This window comes from Nonomuraea cavernae (genome assembly GCF_040655715.1).
Classification (GTDB): Bacteria; Actinomycetota; Actinomycetes; order Streptosporangiales; family Streptosporangiaceae; genus Nonomuraea; species Nonomuraea cavernae_A.
The window spans coordinates 1-20,825 of the sequence record NZ_JBFAKL010000031.1 but is presented as its reverse complement, the minus strand read 5'-3'; the positions used below and the strand labels follow the sequence as shown (position 1 = coordinate 20,825).

General features: G+C 70.5%; 21 protein-coding genes. 17 read left to right on the top strand and 4 right to left on the bottom strand.

Features of this window, described 5'->3' with window-relative positions; all coding sequences use genetic code 11:
• Window positions 1-11 precede the first annotated feature (11 nt).
• The 10 genes from AB0I38_RS33500 to AB0I38_RS33455 all read left to right on the top strand — a co-directional run bounded on the left by AB0I38_RS33500 (window position 12) and on the right by AB0I38_RS33455 (window position 10,589).
• A complete protein-coding gene (locus AB0I38_RS33500; protein ID WP_358489839.1) occupies window positions 12-1,538 on the top strand; it encodes a sugar ABC transporter ATP-binding protein in 1,527 nt (508 codons plus the stop codon).
• Window positions 1,535-2,563 carry an ABC transporter permease gene (locus tag AB0I38_RS33495; protein ID WP_358489836.1) on the top strand — a complete coding sequence of 343 codons (1,029 nt, stop codon included), beginning with the start codon at window positions 1,535-1,537 and terminating at the stop codon, window positions 2,561-2,563. The genes AB0I38_RS33500 and AB0I38_RS33495 overlap by 4 nt, the downstream gene beginning before the upstream one ends.
• A gap of 2 nt (window positions 2,564-2,565) precedes the next feature.
• Window positions 2,566-3,315 (top strand): 5-oxoprolinase subunit PxpA, encoded by a 750-nt coding sequence (pxpA, locus tag AB0I38_RS33490; protein WP_358489831.1) that lies wholly within the window; start codon window positions 2,566-2,568, stop codon window positions 3,313-3,315.
• Window positions 3,308-3,553, top strand: coding sequence for an acetyl-CoA carboxylase (locus tag AB0I38_RS33485; protein ID WP_189124971.1), 246 nt, complete (start codon window positions 3,308-3,310; stop codon window positions 3,551-3,553). The genes pxpA and AB0I38_RS33485 overlap by 8 nt, the downstream gene beginning before the upstream one ends.
• A gap of 5 nt (window positions 3,554-3,558) precedes the next feature.
• Window positions 3,559-4,923: an acetyl-CoA carboxylase biotin carboxylase subunit gene (locus tag AB0I38_RS33480; RefSeq protein ID WP_358490048.1), complete on the top strand. Its 1,365-nt coding sequence runs from the start codon at window positions 3,559-3,561 to the stop codon at window positions 4,921-4,923.
• Window positions 4,920-5,825 (top strand): 5-oxoprolinase subunit B family protein, encoded by a 906-nt coding sequence (locus AB0I38_RS33475; RefSeq protein ID WP_358489825.1) that lies wholly within the window; start codon window positions 4,920-4,922, stop codon window positions 5,823-5,825. The genes AB0I38_RS33480 and AB0I38_RS33475 overlap by 4 nt, the downstream gene beginning before the upstream one ends.
• The gene (locus AB0I38_RS33470) at window positions 5,815-6,792 is read left to right on the top strand and encodes a biotin-dependent carboxyltransferase family protein (protein WP_358489822.1); all 978 of its coding nucleotides are present in this window, start codon (window positions 5,815-5,817) and stop codon (window positions 6,790-6,792) included. The genes AB0I38_RS33475 and AB0I38_RS33470 overlap by 11 nt, the downstream gene beginning before the upstream one ends.
• A gap of 67 nt (window positions 6,793-6,859) precedes the next feature.
• The gene (locus AB0I38_RS33465; RefSeq protein WP_358489819.1) at window positions 6,860-7,735 is read left to right on the top strand and encodes an FAD binding domain-containing protein; all 876 of its coding nucleotides are present in this window, start codon (window positions 6,860-6,862) and stop codon (window positions 7,733-7,735) included.
• Window positions 7,732-8,217, top strand: coding sequence for a (2Fe-2S)-binding protein (locus tag AB0I38_RS33460; protein ID WP_358489816.1), 486 nt, complete (start codon window positions 7,732-7,734; stop codon window positions 8,215-8,217). Before AB0I38_RS33465 ends, AB0I38_RS33460 begins: the two co-directional genes overlap by 4 nt.
• Complete coding sequence (locus AB0I38_RS33455) at window positions 8,214-10,589, top strand: xanthine dehydrogenase family protein molybdopterin-binding subunit (protein WP_358489812.1); 2,376 nt, start codon at window positions 8,214-8,216, stop codon at window positions 10,587-10,589. Before AB0I38_RS33460 ends, AB0I38_RS33455 begins: the two co-directional genes overlap by 4 nt.
• Before the next feature lie 104 nt (window positions 10,590-10,693).
• Here AB0I38_RS33455 and AB0I38_RS33450 read toward each other — a convergent pair whose 3' ends face one another.
• Complete coding sequence (locus AB0I38_RS33450; protein WP_358489809.1) at window positions 10,694-11,158, bottom strand: nuclear transport factor 2 family protein; 465 nt, start codon at window positions 11,156-11,158, stop codon at window positions 10,694-10,696.
• A 327-nt stretch (window positions 11,159-11,485) separates the two neighbouring features.
• Between AB0I38_RS33450 and AB0I38_RS33445 the strand changes: the two genes are divergently transcribed.
• The 5 genes from AB0I38_RS33445 to AB0I38_RS33425 all read left to right on the top strand — a co-directional run bounded on the left by AB0I38_RS33445 (window position 11,486) and on the right by AB0I38_RS33425 (window position 15,885).
• Complete coding sequence (locus tag AB0I38_RS33445) at window positions 11,486-13,084, top strand: sensor histidine kinase (RefSeq protein WP_358489805.1); 1,599 nt, start codon at window positions 11,486-11,488, stop codon at window positions 13,082-13,084.
• Window positions 13,085-13,177: 93 nt separating this feature from the next.
• Complete coding sequence (locus AB0I38_RS33440; RefSeq protein WP_358489801.1) at window positions 13,178-13,612, top strand: roadblock/LC7 domain-containing protein; 435 nt, start codon at window positions 13,178-13,180, stop codon at window positions 13,610-13,612.
• Entirely contained in the window at window positions 13,609-13,965 is a 357-nt protein-coding gene (locus AB0I38_RS33435; RefSeq protein ID WP_358489798.1) for a DUF742 domain-containing protein, read from the top strand. Before AB0I38_RS33440 ends, AB0I38_RS33435 begins: the two co-directional genes overlap by 4 nt.
• Window positions 13,946-14,569 carry a GTP-binding protein gene (locus AB0I38_RS33430; protein ID WP_358489796.1) on the top strand — a complete coding sequence of 208 codons (624 nt, stop codon included), beginning with the start codon at window positions 13,946-13,948 and terminating at the stop codon, window positions 14,567-14,569. The genes AB0I38_RS33435 and AB0I38_RS33430 overlap by 20 nt, the downstream gene beginning before the upstream one ends.
• Window positions 14,566-15,885 carry a cytochrome P450 gene (locus AB0I38_RS33425; RefSeq protein WP_358489793.1) on the top strand — a complete coding sequence of 440 codons (1,320 nt, stop codon included), beginning with the start codon at window positions 14,566-14,568 and terminating at the stop codon, window positions 15,883-15,885. The genes AB0I38_RS33430 and AB0I38_RS33425 overlap by 4 nt, the downstream gene beginning before the upstream one ends.
• Window positions 15,886-15,922: 37 nt before the next feature.
• On the opposite strand, the gene AB0I38_RS33420 is transcribed toward AB0I38_RS33425, so the two are convergent.
• The 3 genes from AB0I38_RS33420 to AB0I38_RS33410 all read right to left on the bottom strand — a co-directional run bounded on the left by AB0I38_RS33420 (window position 15,923) and on the right by AB0I38_RS33410 (window position 18,739).
• Window positions 15,923-16,699, bottom strand: a complete 777-nt coding sequence (locus tag AB0I38_RS33420; RefSeq protein WP_358489787.1) for a neutral zinc metallopeptidase — start codon at window positions 16,697-16,699, stop codon at window positions 15,923-15,925.
• A 370-nt stretch (window positions 16,700-17,069) separates the two neighbouring features.
• Window positions 17,070-17,846, bottom strand: coding sequence for a hypothetical protein (locus AB0I38_RS33415; RefSeq protein WP_358489783.1), 777 nt, complete (start codon window positions 17,844-17,846; stop codon window positions 17,070-17,072).
• Window positions 17,847-17,884: 38 nt separating this feature from the next.
• Window positions 17,885-18,739 (bottom strand): hypothetical protein, encoded by an 855-nt coding sequence (locus AB0I38_RS33410; RefSeq protein ID WP_358489781.1) that lies wholly within the window; start codon window positions 18,737-18,739, stop codon window positions 17,885-17,887.
• Window positions 18,740-18,864: 125 nt separating this feature from the next.
• Between AB0I38_RS33410 and AB0I38_RS33405 the strand changes: the two genes are divergently transcribed.
• Together AB0I38_RS33405 and AB0I38_RS33400 are read left to right on the top strand one after the other, a co-directional pair.
• Complete coding sequence (locus AB0I38_RS33405; protein ID WP_358489778.1) at window positions 18,865-19,998, top strand: sensor histidine kinase; 1,134 nt, start codon at window positions 18,865-18,867, stop codon at window positions 19,996-19,998.
• Entirely contained in the window at window positions 19,995-20,645 is a 651-nt protein-coding gene (locus tag AB0I38_RS33400; RefSeq protein ID WP_358489775.1) for a response regulator transcription factor, read from the top strand. The genes AB0I38_RS33405 and AB0I38_RS33400 overlap by 4 nt, the downstream gene beginning before the upstream one ends.
• Window positions 20,646-20,825: the final 180 nt, after the last annotated feature.

The following is a 20,825-nucleotide window of genomic DNA, read 5'->3' as shown; positions in this document are numbered from 1 at the left end:
AAAGTTGTCTCATGACCGATCCTGACCACGAGGTCGTGCTCCGGGTCCGCGGGCTCACGAAGAAGTACCCCGGCGTGACCGCGCTGGACGGGGTGGACTTCGAACTCCGCAAGGGCGAGGTGCACGTGCTCTTCGGTGAGAACGGCGCCGGGAAGTCCACCCTCATCTCGATCATCTCGGGCGCCCAGCACCCGGATGGCGGGACGATCGAGGTCAACCGGCGCCCCGTCCACCTCGCGGGCGTCGCGGCCGCCCGCGGGCTGGGCATCAGCGCGGTCTTCCAGGAGTTCTCGCTGATGCCCACGATGACCGTGGCCGAGAACCTGGTCATGGGCGCCGAGCCCGGCCGCTTCGGCCTCATCAACCGGCGCCGGGTCCGCAAGCTGGCCCAGGAACGCCTGGACGAGTTCGACTTCCACATCTCACCGGACCGGCTGGTGGAGACGCTGAGCCGGGCAGAGCAGCAGATGGTCGAGATCGCCAAGGCGTTCCGGCCCGAGCTCAGCGTCCTCATCCTCGACGAGCCGACCGCCTCGCTGACCGAGGAGGAGTCGGAACGGCTCTTCAGCCTGGTGGAGGAGGCGCGCGGCCGGGGCATCGGCATCGTCTACATCACCCACCGGATGGCGGAGATCCGGCGCCTCGCGGACCGGGTGACCGTGCTCCGGGACGGCAAGCTGATCACCACCGTCCCGGGCGGCACGCCCGACGACGAGCTGATCAACCTGATGACCGGCCGCGTGGTGGAGGACCTCTACCCGGAGCTGCCCGAGCCGGGCACCCGCGTCGTCCTGGCCGCCCACGACCTGTCCACCTTCGACGGCGCCGTACGGAACGCGAGCTTCGAGCTGCGCGCCGGGGAGATCGTGGGATTCGCCGGGCTCATGGGCTCGGGCAAGTCCACCGCGGCCCGCGCCTGCTTCGGTCTGGAACGGGTCGACTCCGGCACGCTGACCATCGACGGCGCCGACCTCACCGGGGCCAGGCCGGCCCGGGTCATGAAGTCCGGCGTCGTCTACCTGCCCAGCGACCGCAAGACCGAGGGGCTGCTGCTGAACCGGCCGCTCCGCGAGACGGTCACGCTGCCCTGGCTGCGCCGGGACTCGATCTCCACCGGCCCGGTGCTGCGTCCCGGCAGGGAACGCGCCGTGGCCGGCGACATGCTGCGCCGGATGAAGCTGAGCCCGCCCGACCCCGAGCGGACGGCCGACAGCTACTCCGGCGGCAACCAGCAGAAGGGCCTGCTCGGGCGGGCGCTGCTCGGAAACTGCAGCACGTACCTGCTGGACGAGCCGACGGTCGGGGTGGATGTCGGGGCCCGAGTGACGATCTACGACCAGATCGTGGAGCTGGCCCGGCAGGGCAACGCCGTGCTGGTCATCTCCTCCGAGCTGCCGGAGATCCTGCACCTGTGCCACCGGGTGTACGTCTTCGCGCACGGGACGATCACCGCCGAGCTGCGGCAGGACGACATCAACGAGCAAACGATCCTGCGTCACATGATGCATTGGGACGAACCGGCGAAGGAGATCGCATGACCCTCCAGAGTGAGGCCGAAGTCACGGCGCGACCTCGATCTGTGATCTCGTACGCCGCCCGGATCTTCGTCAGGATCGGCGTGCTGCCGATCCTGGTGGTCATCGCGCTGATCACCTTCTCGCTGATGTCGGACAACTTCCTGACCGTCGACAACATCCACTCGGCGCTCAGGCAGAACTCGTACATCATCATCGCCACCCTCGGCCAGTTCGTGGTGCTGCTGGCCGGTGGCTTCGACCTGTCGATCGGCGCCATCACCGCGCTGGTCTCGGTGTCCACGGCGATGACCATGTCGGCCCAGACGGGCTCGCCGCTGGCCGCCGTGGTGGTCGGGATCGTCGTGGGCGTGCTCGTGGGCATGGCCTGCGGGCTCCTCAACGGCCTGGGCGTGGCGAGCCTCAACATCAATCCCTTCATCATGACGCTGGCGACCGCCTCGGTGTTCTCGGGCCTCGCCCTGATGCTCACCTCGGGCGTGCCGGTCTCCGGGCTGCCCATGGAGTTCAGCGACTGGCTGGGCTACGGCAGCATCTTCGGGATAGGCATCTCCATCTGGCTGGCCTTGCTGGCCGCGGTGGTGCTCTGGGTGCTGCTCACCCTGACCCGGCCCGGACGCCACATCTACTCGGTCGGGTCGAGCCCGCGCGCCGCCCGGCTGTCGGGCGTCAACGAGTTCCGCACCCTGATCCTGGCGTACGTGACGGCCGGCGCGCTGGCCGCCGTCGGTGCCGTGCTGCTCACGGCCCGCCTCGAAACCGGCGAGGCGAACATCGGCGCGTCGCTCCCGCTGCAGACGATCGCCGCGGCCGTCATCGGCGGCGTGAGCCTGCGCGGTGGCGCGGGCCGCGTGCTCGACGCGGTACTGGGCGCGGTGTTCATTGGGATCGTCGCCAACGGCATGAACCTGGCGCAGATCAACTCCTACTACCAAATGATCGTCACCGGCGTCGTGCTGGCTCTGGCCGTCGTCGCTGACCGGCTCCGCACCCGGCTCGCGTCCGCGGTGTACGCCGGAAAGGTGTGAACATGAAGGTCATTCTCAACTCCGACATGGGTGAGTCCTACGGGATCCACTCCTTCGGCAACGACGACGCGCTGCTCGGCCTCATCGACACCGCGAACGTCGCGTGCGGGTTCCACGCGGGTGATCCGAGCGGCATCCGCGAGACCGTCACCAAGGCCGCCGCCGCCGGCGTCTCCGTCGGCGCGCACCCGGGCCTGCCCGACCCGGTCGGTTTCGGCCGGCGCGAGATGAAGCTGTTCCCCGACGAGGTACGCGACATCGTCATCTACCAGGTCGGCGCGCTCAAGGGCTTCCTCGACGCGGCGGGCGTCGCGCTCGACCACATCAAGCCGCACGGCTCGCTGTACGGCATGGTCGCCCGCGACGAGGCGCTGATGGACGCGGTGTGCGACGTCGCCGTCATGTACGGGGTGCCGGTCTTCGGCATGGCGGGCACCGCGCACGAGCGGGTCAGCGCCGCCCGGGGGGTGCCGTTCCTCGCCGAGTTCTACGTCGACCTCGAGTACTCGGCCGACGGCGGACTGATCATCACAAGACGCCCGCATGCCACGCCGGTGGAGCGGGCAGTGGAGCGGATGACGGTCGCCCTCGATGAAGGGGTCGCCATCGCCGCCACGGGCGAACGGATCCCGATGAGGTTCGACACGGTCTGCGTCCACTCGGACACGCCCAACGCCGTGGCAGTGGCCACCGCGATCAGGGCTGTCATCGATTCGCAGGATTCGACTTCTGGAAAGGTCTCGCATGTCTGAGCATGTTGTGCAGTCTCCGCTGCCCGGAGTCTTCTACACCCGTCCCGCTCCCGACAAGGAGCCGTTCGTCGAGGTGGGCTCCGTGGTGAGCGCCGACACCACGGTTGGACTGGTCGAGGTCATGAAGCAGTTCGCCGAGGTCAAGGCCGGAGCGAGCGGCACGGTGACGCGGATCCACGCGGAGAACGAGAGCATCATCGGCCCCGGCGACGGCATCCTCACCATCGAGAAGGGCTGATCTTGGTGCGCAAGTTGCTGGTCGCCAACCGTGGGGAGATCGCGGTACGGATCATCCGTGCGGCCCGGGAGCTCGGGATCAGCACGGTGGCCGTCTACAGCGAGGCCGACCAGGAGGCACTGCACGTCCGGATGGCCGACGAGCGGGTGCTCATCGGCCCGCCGGCGGCCTCCCGCAGCTACCTGAACATGGACGCGATCGTCACGGCGGCGGTCGACCTGGGCGCCGACGCGGTGCACCCCGGCTACGGGTTCCTGTCGGAGCGGGCCGAGTTCGCGCAGAAGGTCACCGACGCCCGGGTCACCTTCGTCGGGCCGTCGGCCAGGACGATCCGGCTGATGGGCGACAAGGCGCGGGCGCGGTCCGCCGCCGAGGAGGCCGGCGTGCCGACCGTCCCGGGTTCCGCCGGGCCGGTCAACGGCCTGCCGGAGGCCCTCGCGGCGGCTGAGCAGGCGGGCTACCCGGTGGCGATCAAGGCCGCCGCCGGGGGCGGTGGCCGCGGCATCCGGGTCGTGGCCGACGGGGCCGAGCTCACCGAGGCGCTGCCGGTCGCCCAGGCCGAGGCCCAGGCGGCGTTCGGCAGCGGGCTGGTCTACATCGAGCGATTCGTCGAGCACGCCAGGCACATCGAGGTGCAGGTGTTCGGCGACGGCGAGAACTTCGTCCACCTCGGCGAGCGCGAATGCTCGATGCAGCGGCGCCGCCAGAAGGTGCTGGAGGAGGCGGGCGCGCCCGGCCTGCCGGAGAACGTGCGCAACGCCATGACCGACGCGGCCGTCGCGCTCGCCAAGGTGGCGGCCTACACCGGCGCCGGCACGGTCGAGTTCCTCTACGACCCGGCCACCGAGGAGTTCTACTTCATCGAGATGAACACCCGGATCCAGGTGGAGCATCCGGTGACGGAGATGGTGACCGGCCGCGACCTGGTCCGCGAGCAGCTGACCGTGGCCTCCGGGGCGCCCCTGTCGTTCGCCCAGTCCGACGTCGAGTTCCGCGGCCACGCCATCGAGGTGCGGCTCAACGCGGAGAACCCGGAGTTCGCCTTCATGCCGAGCCCCGGCGTGCTCTCGGCGATGCGGATGCCGGGCGGCCCGTTCGTCCGCATCGACTCGGGCTTCGGTCCCGGCAGTGAGGTCAGTCCGTTCTACGACTCCCTGCTCGCCAAGATCGTGGTCTGGTCCGACACCCGTGCGTCGGCGATCGCCCGCATGGCGCGCACCCTGGACGAGGTCGAAGTGGAAGGTGTCGTCACCACCGCGGGCTTCATGCGCACCGTGATCGACATCGAGGAATTCCGCGAAGGCCGCTACCACACCACCTTCCTCGAAGGGTGGATGGCCGGCCGTAACAAGAGTGGCGGGAACGCATGACACAGAAGAGCGCGCGCAAGACAGGCGAGAGCCGCTACTCCTGGGGCGGCGACGAGCATCTCGTCGTTCAGTTCGCCGAGGCCATGAGCCTTGAGGTCAACTTCACCGCCATGGCGGTGTCGAAGATCCTCAGTGAGAACCGCATCCCGGGCATCGTGGACATCTGCCCGGCCAACGCCTCCCTGCTGATCAGGTTCGACCCCGACGTCGTGCCGCCGGCCGAGGTCGAGGCGACGGTGCGGGCGGCCGAGGCGAAGGTCGCCGGCTCCCCCTCGCGCAGCGTGGAGACCCGCATCTTCGAGGTCCCCGTCTGGTACGACGACCCGTTCACCAACGAGACGGGCGCCCGCTTCCGCGACCGGCACCAGCGGCCCGAGGGCAACGACCTGGAATTCGCGGCCGTCGAGAACGACCTCGACTCGGTGCAGGCGTTCATCGACGCCCACTCCGGCTCGCCGTGGATCACCTCGATGGTCGGCTTCGTGGCCGGGCTGCCGTTCCTGTTCCAGATGGTCCCGCAGGAGCGGCAGCTGGAGCTGCCCAAGTATCTGCGGCCGCGCACGGACACCCCGGCGCTGACCGTGGGCCACGGCGGCTGCTTCGCGTGCATCTACTCGGTCCGCGGGGCCGGCGGCTACCAGATGTTCGGCGTCACTCCGGTGCCGATCTTCGACCCGGAGCAGCGGCTCGCCGACTTCAGCGACTTCATGATCTTCTTCCGGCCGGGTGACATCGTCAAGTTCCGCGCCGTCGACCAGGCTGAGTATGAAGCCATTCGCGCCGAGGTCGAGGCCGGCACCTACCGCTACCGGCAGCGCCCGGTGACGTTCGACCTCGATCGCTTCCTGGCCGACCCCGACGGCTACAACACCGAACTTCTGGAGGCGCTCTATGCCAGTTGAGATCCTCGAACCGGGGCTGGCCTCCAGCATCCAGGACCGCGGTCGTCCCGGCTACTACAACGTGGGCATCCCGCCGTCCGGCGCGGCCGACCTGCGCGCCGCCGCCGCGGCCAACCTGCTCGTGGGCAACCCGCTCGACGCGGCGGTCATCGAGTCGCCGTACATGGGTCCGGTGCTGCGCTTCGACGAGCCGGCGGTGGTGGCCGTCACCGGCGCGGACATGCCGGTGATGCTCAACGGCGAGCCCGCGCCGCAGTGGGAGTCCTTCGCCGTCGCGGCCGGAGACCAGCTGACCTTCGGCTTCCTGCGGGCGGGGGCGCGCATCTACATCGCCGTCGCCGGCGGGTTCGACGTGCCCGAGGTGCTGGGCAGCCGGTCGACGTACGCGCTCGGCGGGTTCGGCGGCTTCGAGGGCCGCAACCTCAAGAAGGGCGACGTCGTGCCGATCGGCCGGCCCACCGGCGGCGTGCCGGGCCAGGTCGTGCCCGAAACGCTCAGGCCCGCCTACAGCCGCGACGTCGAGCTGCGGGTGGTCCTCGGACTGTACGACTACCGGCTGACCGACGCCGGGCGCAGTTGCCTGCTGGAGTCGGAGTGGACGCTGACCCCGGTCGCCGACCGCACCGGGTTCCGCTACTCCGGCCCGGTCCTGGAGTGGGAGGAGCGCGTCCAGCCGTTCGGCGCGGGGTCCGACCCGTCCAACATCGTCGACGCCGGTTACCCGGTCGGTTCGATCCAGGTGCCCGGCGGCGTCGAGCCGATCATCCTGCACCGCGACGCGGTCTCCGGCGGCGGCTACGCCATGGTGGCCAGCGTGATCAGTGCCGACCTCAACCTGGTGGCGCAGTGCTCCCCCGGCACCCGCACCCGGTTCGTCGCCGTGACCCTCGACGAGGCGTTGCGGGCCCGCGCCGACTCGGCGAACCGGGAGCTGAAGCTGCGCCAGGCCCTCGGCGCCGCCGCCTGACCCGGCCCCGCCGTTCCCCGGAGGGACGGCGGGGCCGGGATCCGGCCACCAGACAAGGAGTCTCTCGATGACAGTCCCGACCGCGCCCGGCCTGTACCAGCCGACCTCGCTGGACGACGCCGTCGAACGGCTGGCGGTCGCCGGCCCCGACGCCGCTCCCATCGCGGGCGCCACCTGGATCATGAGAAGTCCCTCGCGCGGCGAGCCGTTCCACCGCGAGTACGTCTCGCTGGCCCGGATCGAGGAACTGAGGCGGATCGACGACGACGGCGCCGCCCTCACGATCGGCGCCGCCGTCACCCACGCCCGGCTCGCCCAGGCGCTGACCGGCTACCCCGCGCTGGAGGCGCTCCGGCAGGCCGCGGCGGCTTCGGCCAACCCGTCCGTCAGACGTCAGGCCACGGTCGGCGGCAACCTCTGCACCCGCGACTTCGCGGCGGCCGACCTGGCGCCCGCGCTGCTCAGCCTGTCGGCCAGGGTGGTGCTGGCGGGCCCGGCGGGCATCACGACCGCGCCGCTCAGCACCTTTCTCACCACCCGCGACAGCCAGCCGCCCGGGACCGTGCTGGCCCACGTGTCGGTGCCGCTGGCGCCGGTCGTCTCCGCGCACGCCCGCCTGACGCTGCGGCGCGCGGGCGACTACCCGGTCGCCATCGTCAGCGTCGCGGCGACGCTCGACCAGGCGGGCGTGGTCGAGTCGGCCACCGTCGCCGTGGGCTCGGTCGAGCCCGTGGCCCGGCTGTGGCCCGAGCTCGCCGCCGCGATGACCGGCCGGCCGCTCGACGCGGACGAAGCGGTCCGTACGGCCCGCGAGCTCGCCGGAGCCTTCACCCCGCGCACCTCGGTGGAGGCGGACGGCTGGTACCGACTGCAGGTGCTGCCGACGGTCGTCGGCCGTGCCGTACGAGCACTGGAGCCGCACGGAAAGGCGGGCAGGACATGACCGAGTTGTTCGTCAACGGGGAGGCCCGCCGGGTGCACGCCGACCCGATGACTCCCCTGTCCGGCGTGCTCCGCGAGGAGTTGCATCTGCGCGGCACGAAGGCCGCGTGCGGCGAGGGGTTCTGCGGATCCTGCACGGTGTTCGTCGACGACGACGCGGTGGCCTCCTGCCTGGTGCCGCTGGGCCTGGCGGAGGGCAGGTCGGTCCGCACCGTCGAGTCCCTCGCCGACCCGACCGGCGCGCTGTCCCCGCTGCAGCAGGCGATGAAGGACAACGACGCGGTGCAGTGCGGCATGTGCTTCCCCGGGATGCTGATGTCGCTGACCGCGCTGCTGGAGACCAACCCGAGCCCCGAGCGGCGTGACGTCCACGAGGCCCTGGTCGGCAACATCTGCCGGTGCACCGGATACGAGCGCATCGTGGACGCCGCTCTCACGGCGGCCCGAGCCGCCACCGCGGCAGTGGAGGAGGACGCGTCATGAGCGACGTCATCGGAGCGAACCTGCCCCGCCGCGACGCCGAGGACAAACTGCGCGGCCGGACGGTGTTCACGGTCGACGCGGCCGAAGGCGGGCTGCTGCACGCGGCGTTGTGCCGCTCGCAGGTCCCGGCGGGCCGCATCGTGTCGATCGACCTGGAGCCCGCCCGCCGCATGCCCGGGGTGCGGGCCGTCGTGTCGGCGGCCGACGCCCCCGGCCGCTACGGCATCACCATCGCCGACCACCCCCTGTTCGCCGTCGACCAGATCCGCTACCTGGGCGAGCCCATCGCGGCGGTCGCGGCGGAGACCCTCGAACAGGCCCGCGCGGCGGCCTCGGCGATCGTGGTCGAGGTCGAGGAGTACACCCCTCTGGTCACCATGGCGCAGGCCCTGGCCGACGACGCCCGCGACCTCCATCCGGGCTGGGAAGACTACGACGTGCTCGTCGAGGGCGGCCGGCGGGGCCGCAACATCGGCTGGGAGGCCACCGTGGTGCGCGGCGACACCGACGCCGCCTTCGCCCGCGACGACGTGCGGATCGTCGAGACGGAGTTCGTGGCCGGCCGGCAGAACCAGGCCCCGCTCGAACCCCGCGCGTGCGTGGCCGGCTACGAGAACGGCCGGTTCGTCATCCAGACGTCCACCCAGGTGCCGTGGGCGGTGCGCAACTCCACCGCCCGGCTCCTCGGGGTGCGGGAGGCCGACGTCCGCGTGGTGGTCCCGCCGGTGGGCGGCGGGTTCGGCATGAAGTTCGAGGTGAGCCTCGAACCGTTCGCCGCGCTGCTCGCACGGGCCGCGGGCCGGCCCGTCAAGCTGGTCAACAGCCGGCAGGAGGAGATGCAGACGGCCCTGTGCCGGGAGAACGCGGAGATCCGGATCCGGTCGGCCGTCACCGAGTCGGGCGAGATCGTCGCCCGGGAGGCCGTCGTCCTGATGGACTGCGGCGCCTACGGCGGTGAGCAGCCGTTCCTGACCAGCATGACCGCCCACACGCTCGGCGGAAACTACCGGCTCGGCGCCGTGCGCCTGGTGAGCCGGGCCGTCTACACCAACACGCCGCCCAACGGCGCCTTCCGCGCCTGCAACGGCACCTACTGCACCGCCGCCCTCGAACGCCACACGGACGAGATCTGCGCCGCCATCGGCATGGACCGGGTCGAGTTCAGGCGGCGCAACGTGCTCGGCGACGGCGACCTCGGATCCACCGGGCAGGTCTTCGAGGGCGACGTGCTGGCCCCGATGATCGACCGGATGGTCGCGCTGCGTGACTCCGCCCCGGTGGAGCGGGCCGACGACGGCCGCCTGCACGGGACGGCGACGACCGTCGGCACCTGGTTCATCTTCGTCGGCCCCTCCGCCGCCACGGTCAACCTCAACCCGGACGGCACGGCCACTCTGGTCACCGCCGGCGTCGAGATCGGCTCCGGGTCGACCATGCAGGCGATCCCGCAGCTCGTCGCCGATTCGCTGGGCCTGCGGCCGGAGGACGTCACGGTCCGGGCCGCCGACACCGACGCGGCCGGATACGACGGCGGTGTGGGCGGCGGCCGGACGACCGTCTCCCTGGGCGCGGCCGGGGTCGCGGCCTGCGACGAGGTGCGCCGCAAGGTCTTCGACCTCGCCGCCGAGATGCTGGAGGCGGCTCCCGGCGACCTGGTCCTCACCGATGGCCACGTGGCCGTCAACGGAGTGCCGTCGGCGCGGATCACCCTGCGCGAGGTGGCCGAGCGGGCCCAGTCGGTGTCCGGCCCGATCTCCGGCTCCGGCTCGTTCACCGGCATCGGGGTGCAGCCCATGTCCGGCTGCGCGGCCGGGCACATGATCGGCGCGCTGGACCTGCCCGTCTTCGCCGTGCACGAGTGCGACGTGGCCGTCGACCCGGACACCGGCCACGTCGAGGTGCTGGCCTACCGCGTCGTCCAGGACGTGGGCCGGGCCATCAACCCGAGGGCCGTACGCGGCCAGGTGCAGGGCGGCGTCGTCCAGGGCCTGGGCTACGCGCTGCACGAGGAGATCACCATCGACGCGCGGGGGAAGGTGCGCCAGACGGGGTTCGAGACCTATCGCATGCCGCTGTCCGGTGACGTCGTACCTGTCCGGCTCGACCTGTACGAGGGAGCTCCGTCCTTCGGCCCGCTCGGAGTCAAGGGCGCCGGTGAGGTGCCCATCCTCAACGTGGCCGCGGCGGTCTCCTGCGCGGTGGCCGACGCCATCGGCAAGCCGGTGTCCCAGATCCCGCTGACCCCGCAGCGCGTCCTCGGCCTCGTCCTCGGCCGTGCGGACGAGGACGTGGAGCTCCGGCACATCGGGCCGGGCTGGCGTGCCAATGTGATCGCCGACCCGGACGAGCTGATGGCCGCCGCCGGGGTGTGAGGCCCGCACCCCGGGGTCCGCGACCCCGGGGTGCGGGACCCCGGGGTGCGGGACCCGGGTCCGCGACCCGAGGTACGCGACTTGGGGTGCGCGACCTGGGGTGTTCACAACCCCAGGTCGCTCAACCCCGGGTGGTCGTCCGGGCGGCGGCCCAGCGGCCAGTGATACCTGCGCTCCGCCTCCGTGATCGGCAGGTCGTTGATGGAGGCGTACCTCAGCTTCATCAACCCCTCGCCGTCGAACTCCCAGTTCTCGTTGCCGTAGGAACGGAACCAGTTGCCGGAATCGTCGTGACACTCGTACGCGAATCGCACGGCGATCCGGTCCCCCTGGAACGCCCAGAGCTCCTTGATGAGCCGATACTCCAGCTCCCGCGCCCATTTCCGGGTGAGGAACGCGACGATCTCGTCGCGCCCGTTGACGAACTCCGCGCGATTGCGCCAGGCGGAGTCGATCGTGTACGCCTGGGCCACCTTCTCGGGGTCGCGGGTGTTCCAGGCATCCTCCGCCAGCCGTACTTTCCGGGTGGCGGTCTCGAAGGTGAACGGAGGCAGCGGCGGTCGCGTCATAGGGTCATCCTATGATCGTCCGAGATCCACCGGTCGACACCCGCCTGGCCGATCGTCGAGCTGCCGATGACCACACCGTCTCACCGCACCGTGACCTCGGACGCAAGGCCATTGAATCAACCCATGTGTTGACTTTTTGTGTGTTAAAAGGGCAACGCATGATTTGGAGTTACTTGTCTGTTCTTGGCTGTGCACGTGGTGCTAGCGTGTGCGCCTGTTCCCTTCGCGCTCTGTCGCGAAGCGGCCACGCAACCGACCTGTCGTGCGGGGGGAGCAGGTTCGACGCGGCTCTGCCATACCTTGCCGCCACGCCCCCAAGGACCGCCGATGCCAGCAGAAGCACCCCACCGGACACAGCGAAGGCTTTCGCCGAGGGAGCTGGCGGTCATCGCCTTTCTCGGCACGTTGATCATCATGGCCTGCGTGTGGTTGTGGGCGGTGTCCTCCGTCCCCGCCGAGGCCAAGGGCGTGATGGCGATGGTCGGCGGCGTCTCGGCCGCGCTGCTCGCCGGCACCACCGCGGCCGTCGTCCACTACGGCGCCTCCGGCCGCCGCTCACGCGAGCAGGCCAGGTCGATCGCCGCGCGGCTCACCCGGCTGGAGCGAGAAGTGCTGCAGCTGACCGAGGAGTCGCTGCCCGCGCTGGGACGCCAGGTACGCGGGGGCGTCTCGGTCCCCGACGCCGTCGCCCGCGTCGTGCAACCTCCGGATGGACCGTTGCAAACCCTGCTCAAAGCCATCGGCCACGAGCTGGACGTGCTCGAACGCGAGCGCACCATGGCCCAGGCGTCCCGCTCGGCCATGGAGTCCGAGATCGCCCGGGTGACCGGTGAGACGCTGCCCGACCTGGTGGAGCGGATCCAGGCCGACCGGATGTCGGCGACCGCCGCCCTGGCCGAGGTACGCCAGCCGGTGCACACCCCGCTGCGCGACCTGCTGGGTGAGACGGCACGCCGGCTCGACGAGGGCGAGCGCAGGGGCGCCGCGGTCATGGCGGCCTGCGCCGGCGCCGCGGCCCGCGTGCAGGCCCAGGCCACCAGCCTGCTCGCCCGGCTGCGCGAGCTGGAGGAACTGTACGGCGACCAGGAGGAGGTCTTCGCCGACCTGCTGGAGCTCGACCATCGCATCGCCCAGATGAGCCGGCTGGCGGACAACGTCGCCCTGCTCAGCGGTGGCCGCTCCGGCCGCCGCTGGACCCGGCCGATCGTGATGGAGAGCGTGCTGCGGGGCGCGATGGGCCGCGTCGGCGCCTACCGGCGCATCCGGCTGCACTCCACCAGCACCGTCGCCGTGGCCGGATACGCGGCCGAGGGCGTGATGCACGCGCTGGCCGAGCTGATGGACAACGCCGCCACGTTCTCGGCGCACGGCTCCGAGGTTCACGTGTACGTGGACGAGGAGGACGCCGGTGTCGTGATCGCGATCGAGGACAGCGGCCTCGGCATGCGCCCGCGCGAGCGGCACCACGCCACCAAGCTCGTGAGCGAGCCGCTCGACCTGCGGACGCTGTCCGGCACCCGGCTGGGCCTCGCGGTCGTCGGTCGCCTGGTCGACAAGTACGGTCTGACGGTCAGCTTCCGGCCCTCGGCCCGCGGCGGCACCGGAGTCGTCGTGCTGATCCCCCGCCTGCTGATCACCCAGCCCAGGCAGGACCCCGCCCCGCCCGCGATCGAGCCGGCCCGCCCCGCCATACTGGCCTCCGTCGCCGCGGCGGCCATCCCCGCCCAGGAGGGGCCGGTCGAGGACGACGACGGCCTGCTGCCGAGGCGGCGACGGGGTCAGACTCTGGCCGAGGCCGGCAAGGGCCGGCAGGCGCCGGTCGCGGGGCCCGTACGGGAAGGGCGTGACTCGGCGGCGAGGTTCGCCGCCTTCCGCCAGGCGGGCGTGCGTGGGCGCGGTTCTTCCCCGGGCTCGGGCGACGACTGACACCCGCCCGCGGCCACCGGAACTTATCGATCACAGATAGGAGGCAGGGGCGGTCACGCCGGCGCCCGCGCCGGAGGGGCGCCCCGTCGTTCGATGAGCACAATCGACGCTTCGCGCAGCACCGAGCGCAACCTTGACTGGCTGCTGGAGAACCTCAAGACCAAGACCCCCGGGATCAGGCACGTGCTGGTGCTGACCAGGGACGGCCTGAAGATGTGCTACACCACCGGCCTGGAGCGCGACGGAGCCGACCAGCTCGCGGCCCTGGCCGCCGGGATCCAGAGCCTGTCGCTGAGCGCCTCCGCCGAGTTCGGCGACAGCATCGGGGCGGGGCAGGCGATGGTCGAGTTCGCCGGAGGGCTGCTGCTCATCGTGCCGGCCGGGTCGGGCGCGCATCTGGCGGTGGTCGCCGAGGAGGACGGCGAGGTCGGGCTGATCGCGCACAACATGAACGAGCTGGTGGAGCAGATCGGCGTCTACCTCACGGCCGCACCGCGCCGGGCGGAGCCCAGCGGTGAGGGCGCATGACGAGGCGGGCCATCGACCGGGAGGACCCGGACCGGCTCTACACGGTGACCGGCGGGCGCACCCGCGCCAACGAGACCGCCTTCGACTCCGTCTCCCTCGTCGTGAGCGAATGCCGCCCGACTCCCGGCATGCAGTCCGAGCACGTCAAGATCCTGCAGATGACCCGCCGGCCGACGGCGGTCGTGGAGATCTCCGCCGAGCTGCGGCTGCCCGTCAGCGTGGTGAAGATCCTGCTGCGCGACCTGCTCGACACCGGCCGCATCACCGTCCGCCATCCGTCGGTCGCCACGCAGGCCGGCCGGCCGGATCCCGAACTCCTGAAGCAGGTGCTCAGTGCACTCCACGACCTCTGACCAGCGGGCGGCCGGCGTGCGGACACCGCTGCGCGAGACCGCCGTCGACGCCCTCAAGATCGTGATCGTCGGCGGGTTCGGCGTCGGCAAGACGACCATGGTCGGCTCGGTGAGCGAGATCCAGCCGCTGAGCACCGAGGAGGTCATGACCCAGGCCGGCGTGGGCATCGACGACACCAGCCGGGTACGTGCCAAGGCCACGACCACGGTCGCCTTCGACTTCGGCCGGATCACGCTCAACGCCGGCTTGGTGCTGTACCTGTTCGGCGCGCCCGGCCAGCAGCGGTTCTGGTTCGTGTGGGACCAGTTGTTCGCCGGCAGCCTCGGCGCGGTCGTCATGGTCGACACCCGCCGCCTGGAGGAGTCCTGGTACTCCATCGACCGGCTGGAGCACCATCGGATGCCGTTCGTGGTCGCCGTCAACCGCTTCGCCGACGGGCCCGCCCTCAGCTCGGTGCGCGACGCGCTGGCGCTGTCGCCCGAGGTCCCGATCGTCGACTGCGACGCGCGGGAACGGTCCTCGGGCAAGACCGTGCTCATCACGCTCGTGGAACACCTCGCCCGCATGCACGACCTGTCGCCCGTCCGAGAGAGCACTCCGTGACCAAGCCCCCCGCCTCGCCCGCCGAATCCGCCGAATCCCCCCCGCACAGCGGGAGCCTGCTGGACGGATACCCCGACCACACCGACGCGGCGCGCCTGTACGAGCCGGAGACGTACGACGACCCCAGCGTCCTCTACGAGCAGCTGCGCCGCACGTACGGACCCGTCGTCCCCATCCTTCTCGACGGCGACGTCCCGGCCTGGCTCGTGGTCGGCTACCGCGAGCTGCACCACGTCACCAGCCAGCCGCAGTTGTTCGGCCGCGACCCGAGGCGCTGGAACCTGCGCGAGATCGTGCCGCCGGACTGGCCGTTGCGCATGTACGTGAGCTGGGCGCCGACGATGGTGTTCACCGAGGGCGCCGAGCGCATGCGGCGCGGCGGTGCCTTCGGCGACGCGCTGGACGGGATAGACCGCACCGAGCTGACCCTCGTCTGCGAGAAGATCGCCGACCTCGTGATCGACGCCTTCGCGGGCGACGGCCGGGCCGACCTGATCTCCCAGTACGCCTACCGCATCCCGGCCCAGGTCGTCGCCCGGCTCTTCGGCATGTCGGAGGCCGAGGCGCCCGAGCTGGCCGAGGAGATCAAAATCGTGATGGACGGCGGCCAGGACGCCCACGCGATGCTCGGGCCCATCCTCGCGCGCATGGCCCGGCTCATGGCGAGCAAGCGCGCCCATCCCGGCCGCGACCTCATGTCGATCCTGCTGTCACACTCCGCGCGGCTCACCGACGACGAGATCGTCCAGGACGCGATGGCGCTCGTGATGGCCTCCCACGGCACCAGCTCCAACTGGATCGGCAACACGCTGCGCCTCATGCTGGTCGACGACCAGTTCCAGATGGACCTCCAGGGCGGCCGCAGCAGCGTCTCCGAGGCGCTGAACCAGGTCCTCTGGAAGGACCCGCCGATGCAGAACACGCCCGCCCGCTACGCCGTCCAGGACTGCGAGCTGGCCGGGCACCGCATCCGCCGGGGCGACCTGCTGGTGCTCAGCCTCGCCGCGGCCAACGCCGACCCCCAGGTCCAGCCGTCCGCGTCCACGTTCTCCGGTCCGAACCGCGCCCACATGGCCTTCAGCCACGGCGAGTACGGCTGCCCCTTCCCCGGCCCGGAGCTGGGCGAGATCATCGCCAAGACCGCGGTGGAGGTGCTCCTGGACCGCCTGCCGGACGTGCGGCTGGAGGTGGAGCCGGAGCACCTGCGGTGGCGCCGCTCTATCTGGATCCGCGCCCTGGAGTCGCTCCCCGTCCAGTTCGCCCCCGCCATGCCGGCCGGCCGGCCCTCACCCCACGCTTGGGACGACCTCCGCTGATGCCGCACTCCAAGCCTGGCCAGGAGCCAGGCTCGGATCAGGACACCTTGGACGACGGGGCCGTCCAGGTGTTGCACGCGGCCGGCGACCCCGCGCGGAAACCCTTGTCGAGCCAGGCGGCGATGTTGCGGCCCTTCCCGTGGTCGCCGTCCTTGGTCCACTCGTCGCCGCTTTCGCGCGTGATGTCCAGCAGCTCGTCCCAGTCGGCCTGCGTCCGGTCCAGCGAGTCCCAGAAGCTGCGCACGAAGGCGCCGCCCAGGCACTCGGCCTGCAGCTCGTTGCGCCGGATCTGCTCGTTCAGCTCCTTCTTGCCCTTGTACGGGTAGTAGTCGTACGCGCGCGCCATCCGGGTGAGGTTCTGCACGTGGTGCCCGTACTCGTGGGCGGCCAACGCGAAGAGCACCAGGTCCCAGGGGTTGGAGAGCGTGTCGTCATCCAGGAGGACGATGAAGCGCCGCTCCTTGCCGCAGTACGTCGCCGCGGTGTACTTGCCCCAGGCGTGTCCGCAGTAGCGCCGCGGTTTGGTGATGAACCCGATCCTGGCCTTGGCGAAGGGCAGACCCGCCCGCTTCGCATGGGCGGCCCAGGAGGCGTTGAGGCAGTTCAACACCGAGGTCAGATATCGCTTGGCGGAAGGGACATGATTCGACTTGATCTCCCGCTCGGGGCACTCGCTCGTGGCGATCTTGCCGGTGCGGTACAGCTTGTTCTTGGTCAGAACGGGATCTTTGATGGGATAGGCGGTCGCGTGGGCCGTACCAGAAAGTAAGAGCCAGACAGCTACGCAACCAGCAAGAAGGGGAGATAAACGCATGATCGGCATCATATGAGCAAGGTGACTTTGGGCGTCCAGGAGTTAATCCAGGACCAGGCCCGGACCCGGCGCCACGAACCGGAGGGCGAACCGGTCGCGGCCGCGTTCCTCCCCCGGCCTCCAGCCGGTTCGTTTCAGCTTCGGCCGCAAGTCGTCTGGCCACGGCGGCACGTGCGTGCATGGCCGCTTCGAGATCCGCGAGTTCGGTGAAGGTGCCTTCTAGGCGGAGCGCCAGGTCTTTGAAGCGCGTCTCAAGGCTTTCGTCGTCACTTGTGATCGAGGTGCTTTCGCGAGGCGCGACTTCTTTGATGAGGATTTCTAGCTGATCTTCTCGATGCACGATAGATGAACGAAGGCCGGTACCTGTCGTTCACCGCTCCAGGCCCTCCAGGCTCCGATGGGCCAGCTCGACCAGACGCTCTTTCATCGGGCCGGTCTCCTCCTGCGTGCCGTTCGGCCGAAGGCAGTGGATGTCGACCACGACGGCGCCGAAGCGGTAGCCGACCATGGAGACGAACAAGCCGCTCTCCGCCACGCCACCGAGGTAGAACGCCTCGTCAGCGAGACCGGACACAGGCATCAGGTGCCGGTCGGCCGGACCATCGGGAAAGTACTCCTTGCGGACGTTCTCCGCGTTGTGCCGCCGGTCGGCCGTGTCCGAGCCGGCCTTGTTCTCGTCGTCCCCGCGCCACGTGACCCAGACCGTCATGGTGGGCTGCTGGGCCGCCCCGATCCCGGCGTCCCCTGTGGTGATCTGACATTGGTTCATCCCCGGGTTGGACCGAGAAGGCGCCTGGGCCGCCTTTTCGGCCTGCGTGATCAGCGTCCGCACGTCCTCGACGGTGAGCAGGTCGCACGCTTGAGGCGGCGTGGTGAAGTGCGCAGGCCGCGCGTCGACGACGACGGCGAGCGTCGCGGCCGTCACGGCGACGGCGACGGCGGTCGCGCAGACGGCTGCCACGACGAGCGCCCGGCTCCGCCTGCCCCGCGGGTGGAGCCGCATCACCAGCCACGGCGTGTCCCCTTCGGTCACGAGGTCGTGGACGGCGGTGAGACCGATCGCGCGGCCCCGCACCGCCTCGCCCGCCGCGGCGAACCCCGCCGCCAGGTCCTCCTCGGACGTCCCCTCCAGCCGGGAGGATGTCAAGTTCCACGAGCCGCTGCCGAGGCCGGAGCTCCAACGGCTCAGTATGGCTCCGGGTCCAGACAAGTCCCGGTCTCGTGCACCTGGTCCGACGGTGGGGGGTCGATGAGCACATCGCTGCCCCAGTCGGTGAAGTTGACCTCGATCACGGTGGTCTTGGGCTGTTGGTCCTCGGCCATGGGAAGGGTCGAGGTGAGGTGCACTCGACGGGGAAGCCGGTCCGGTCCGACCCACAACTGCCAGGCAACCTGCGGCAAGTCGTGCCGCTCGCGCAGTTGGGCGGCGATCACGGGGTCATCGTGTAGAGCGGCGTCGCCGAACTCCGCCAGCGAGCCGCTCCCGGCGTGCACGACGGTGGCGACTCCGTCGATGGCCTCTCCCGAAGAGGGAGCCGGGGCCGCCAGTTTTCGCAGCACCTCGGGTGAGACGAGGTTGCGTACGCCGAGCGAGCCGATGGCGCGCAACAACTGCTCGCACCGGGGGCTGCGGCCGTGAAGCCAGGACTTGCCCGCGGGAACGTCCTGCCGGTCAGCCCGGTATTTGTAGGTGCCGGAGCCTGCGATCGTGATCGTCCTGGTCGTCATGAAGGACAGGTCAGTCGGGACAACGCTTTTCAGCTCATCGGGGACATTGGTCCGGTAGTAGGTCGCGGTCAGGTCGGAGGCGGTCGCGCCGAGGACTCCAGTGGTACGGCTCTCGCTGTATTGACCGATGTTGACCGGCACGACAAAGTCGTCCTCCGCTGGAGGGGTGAACACTTTCTCGCCGTAGTCCAGGCGTACGAGCCTGGCGACCTTCACACCGGCTGAGCCTTTCATCCGCTGAGTCACCGCCTCGGCGGGCGTTCCCGCCGTGACCGCATCGCCGCCTCCGCAGCCGGCCGTCAGGGCAAGCATCAAGACGATCGTTGCGATCCTCGGTAAGGCCACCCGGTGATCATAAGGGCTGCCTGGCGAGACCTCTGCGACCTCATCGAAGCCGACCTAGGCCGCCCCTAGCGCGCGGACGTACCATATTTCCCGTGCTCGCCCTTTTTCGCTCCGTGTGGGACGAGCCCCGCCCACCGAACCCGCCACGGCGGGTGTGGCGGGACTGGGCACTCGTGGGGATACTCGTGACGGTCGCGGTGCTCGAAGGAGTTCTGCGAGCCGACCTTCCGTGGCGGGCCGTCTCGGTGACCGTCACCGTCGGGCTGGTGCCCACGCTGCTGTGGCGCCGGACCAGGCCGCTCCTGATGGTCCTGATCGTCTTCGCCGCCACGAGCCTGGCCCCGCTGTTGATGGACGGCGACGCCATGGATACGTACACGATGGCGTACGTGCTGGTCCTGCTCTACTCGTTGTGCCGGTGGGGATCGGGACGCGAGATCGTGACCGGCTTGACGATCATGCTCGTCGCGGTCCCCCTCTCGCTGTTCTTCGGTCGCCTCGCCCCCGGCGACACGATCGCCGCGTTCGCCGTCACGTTCTCGGCCATCGCCCTTGGCGGAGCGCTCCGTTACCGAGCCCGGGCGAGAATGCGCGAGCTCGACCAGATCAAGCTGCTCGAACGCGAACAACTGGCTCGCGACCTGCACGACACCGTCGCCCATCACGTCTCGGCGATGGCGATCCGAGCCCAGGCGGGCATCGCCACGTCGGCGTCACGGCCGGACGCCGCGACCGAGGCACTCCACCTGATCGAGGCCGAGGCGGCCCGCGCCCTCGACGAGATGCGCGCCCTGGTCCACCTCCTGCGCCGGGACCAGCCCGCGGAGCTGGCGCCCGGCCGTCGCATCACCGACCTCGAACAGCTCGCCGGCCGAGACCACTCCGGCCCGCCCGTCGACGTGGACATCTCGGGCGACCTCGGCGACCTCCCTCCGTCGGTCGAGGCGGCGATCTACCGCATCGCCCAGGAGTCGGTCACCAACGCTCGGCGGCACGCCCGCCATGCCACCCGCATCGAGGTACGCGTCGCCGCCGACGACACCTCGGTGCGCCTGCGCGTGAGCGACGACGGCGGCCTCGTACGCCCGGCCGCATCGAAGGGATATGGGCTCATCGGCATGATCGAACGCGCTGACCTGCTGGGCGGCACCTGCGAAGCCGGTCCAGCCGCAGATCGAGGCTGGACCGTGACCGCCGTACTCCCCCGAACCGGGGCGGTGACGTGAGCATCCGGGTGCTCGTCGCCGACGACCAGGAGATCGTCCGCACCGGGCTCGCGATGATCCTCGACGCCCAGCCGGACATCGAGGTCGTCGGCCAGGCCGCCGACGGGCGTCGAGCCGTCGAGCTCGCCCGGCGGCTACGCCCTGACGTGTGCCTGTTCGACATTCGCATGCCCGGCCTCGACGGCATCGAGGCCACCCGTTCCCTCGCCGGACCGGACGTCGACGACCCCCTCGCCGTCGTCGTCATCACCACGTTCGACCTCGACGACTACGTCTACGCCGCCCTGAGGGCCGGCGCCCGGGGCTTCCTGCTCAAGAACGCGGGCGCCGACCTGCTCTCCCAGGCCGTCCACGCCGCCGCCAACGGCGACGCGCTCATCGCCCCGAGCATCACCGCCCGGCTGCTCGGCGCCTTCGCCCGCACCGGGCGCGCCTCACCGCCGGTGCGCCCCGGTGAGGCGCTCACGGACCGGGAGGAACAGATCCTGGCCACCGTGGCGCGCGGGCGCACGAACAGCGAGATCGCCGACGAGTTTCACATCTCCCTCAGCACGGTCAAAACCCACATCGCCAGCCTGATGGCCAAGCTCGGCGCCCGCAACCGCGTCGAGATCGCCATGTGGGCGTACGAGACCAACCGGGTTTGACGCGCTCCCCGGCGTGAACGACTCTGTTGCCCAATTACCTGGATCATGTGGTTAGGCCCAGGTCGAGTTGGGTGAAATGCGATGTCCGGGTCGCTCCGAGGGGTGTTTGCGTGAGCCAGGCATCCATGCGGATGAGGTTGATCGCGGCTGCGGACAGCGCGTTGGCGAGGTGGGTCTTGT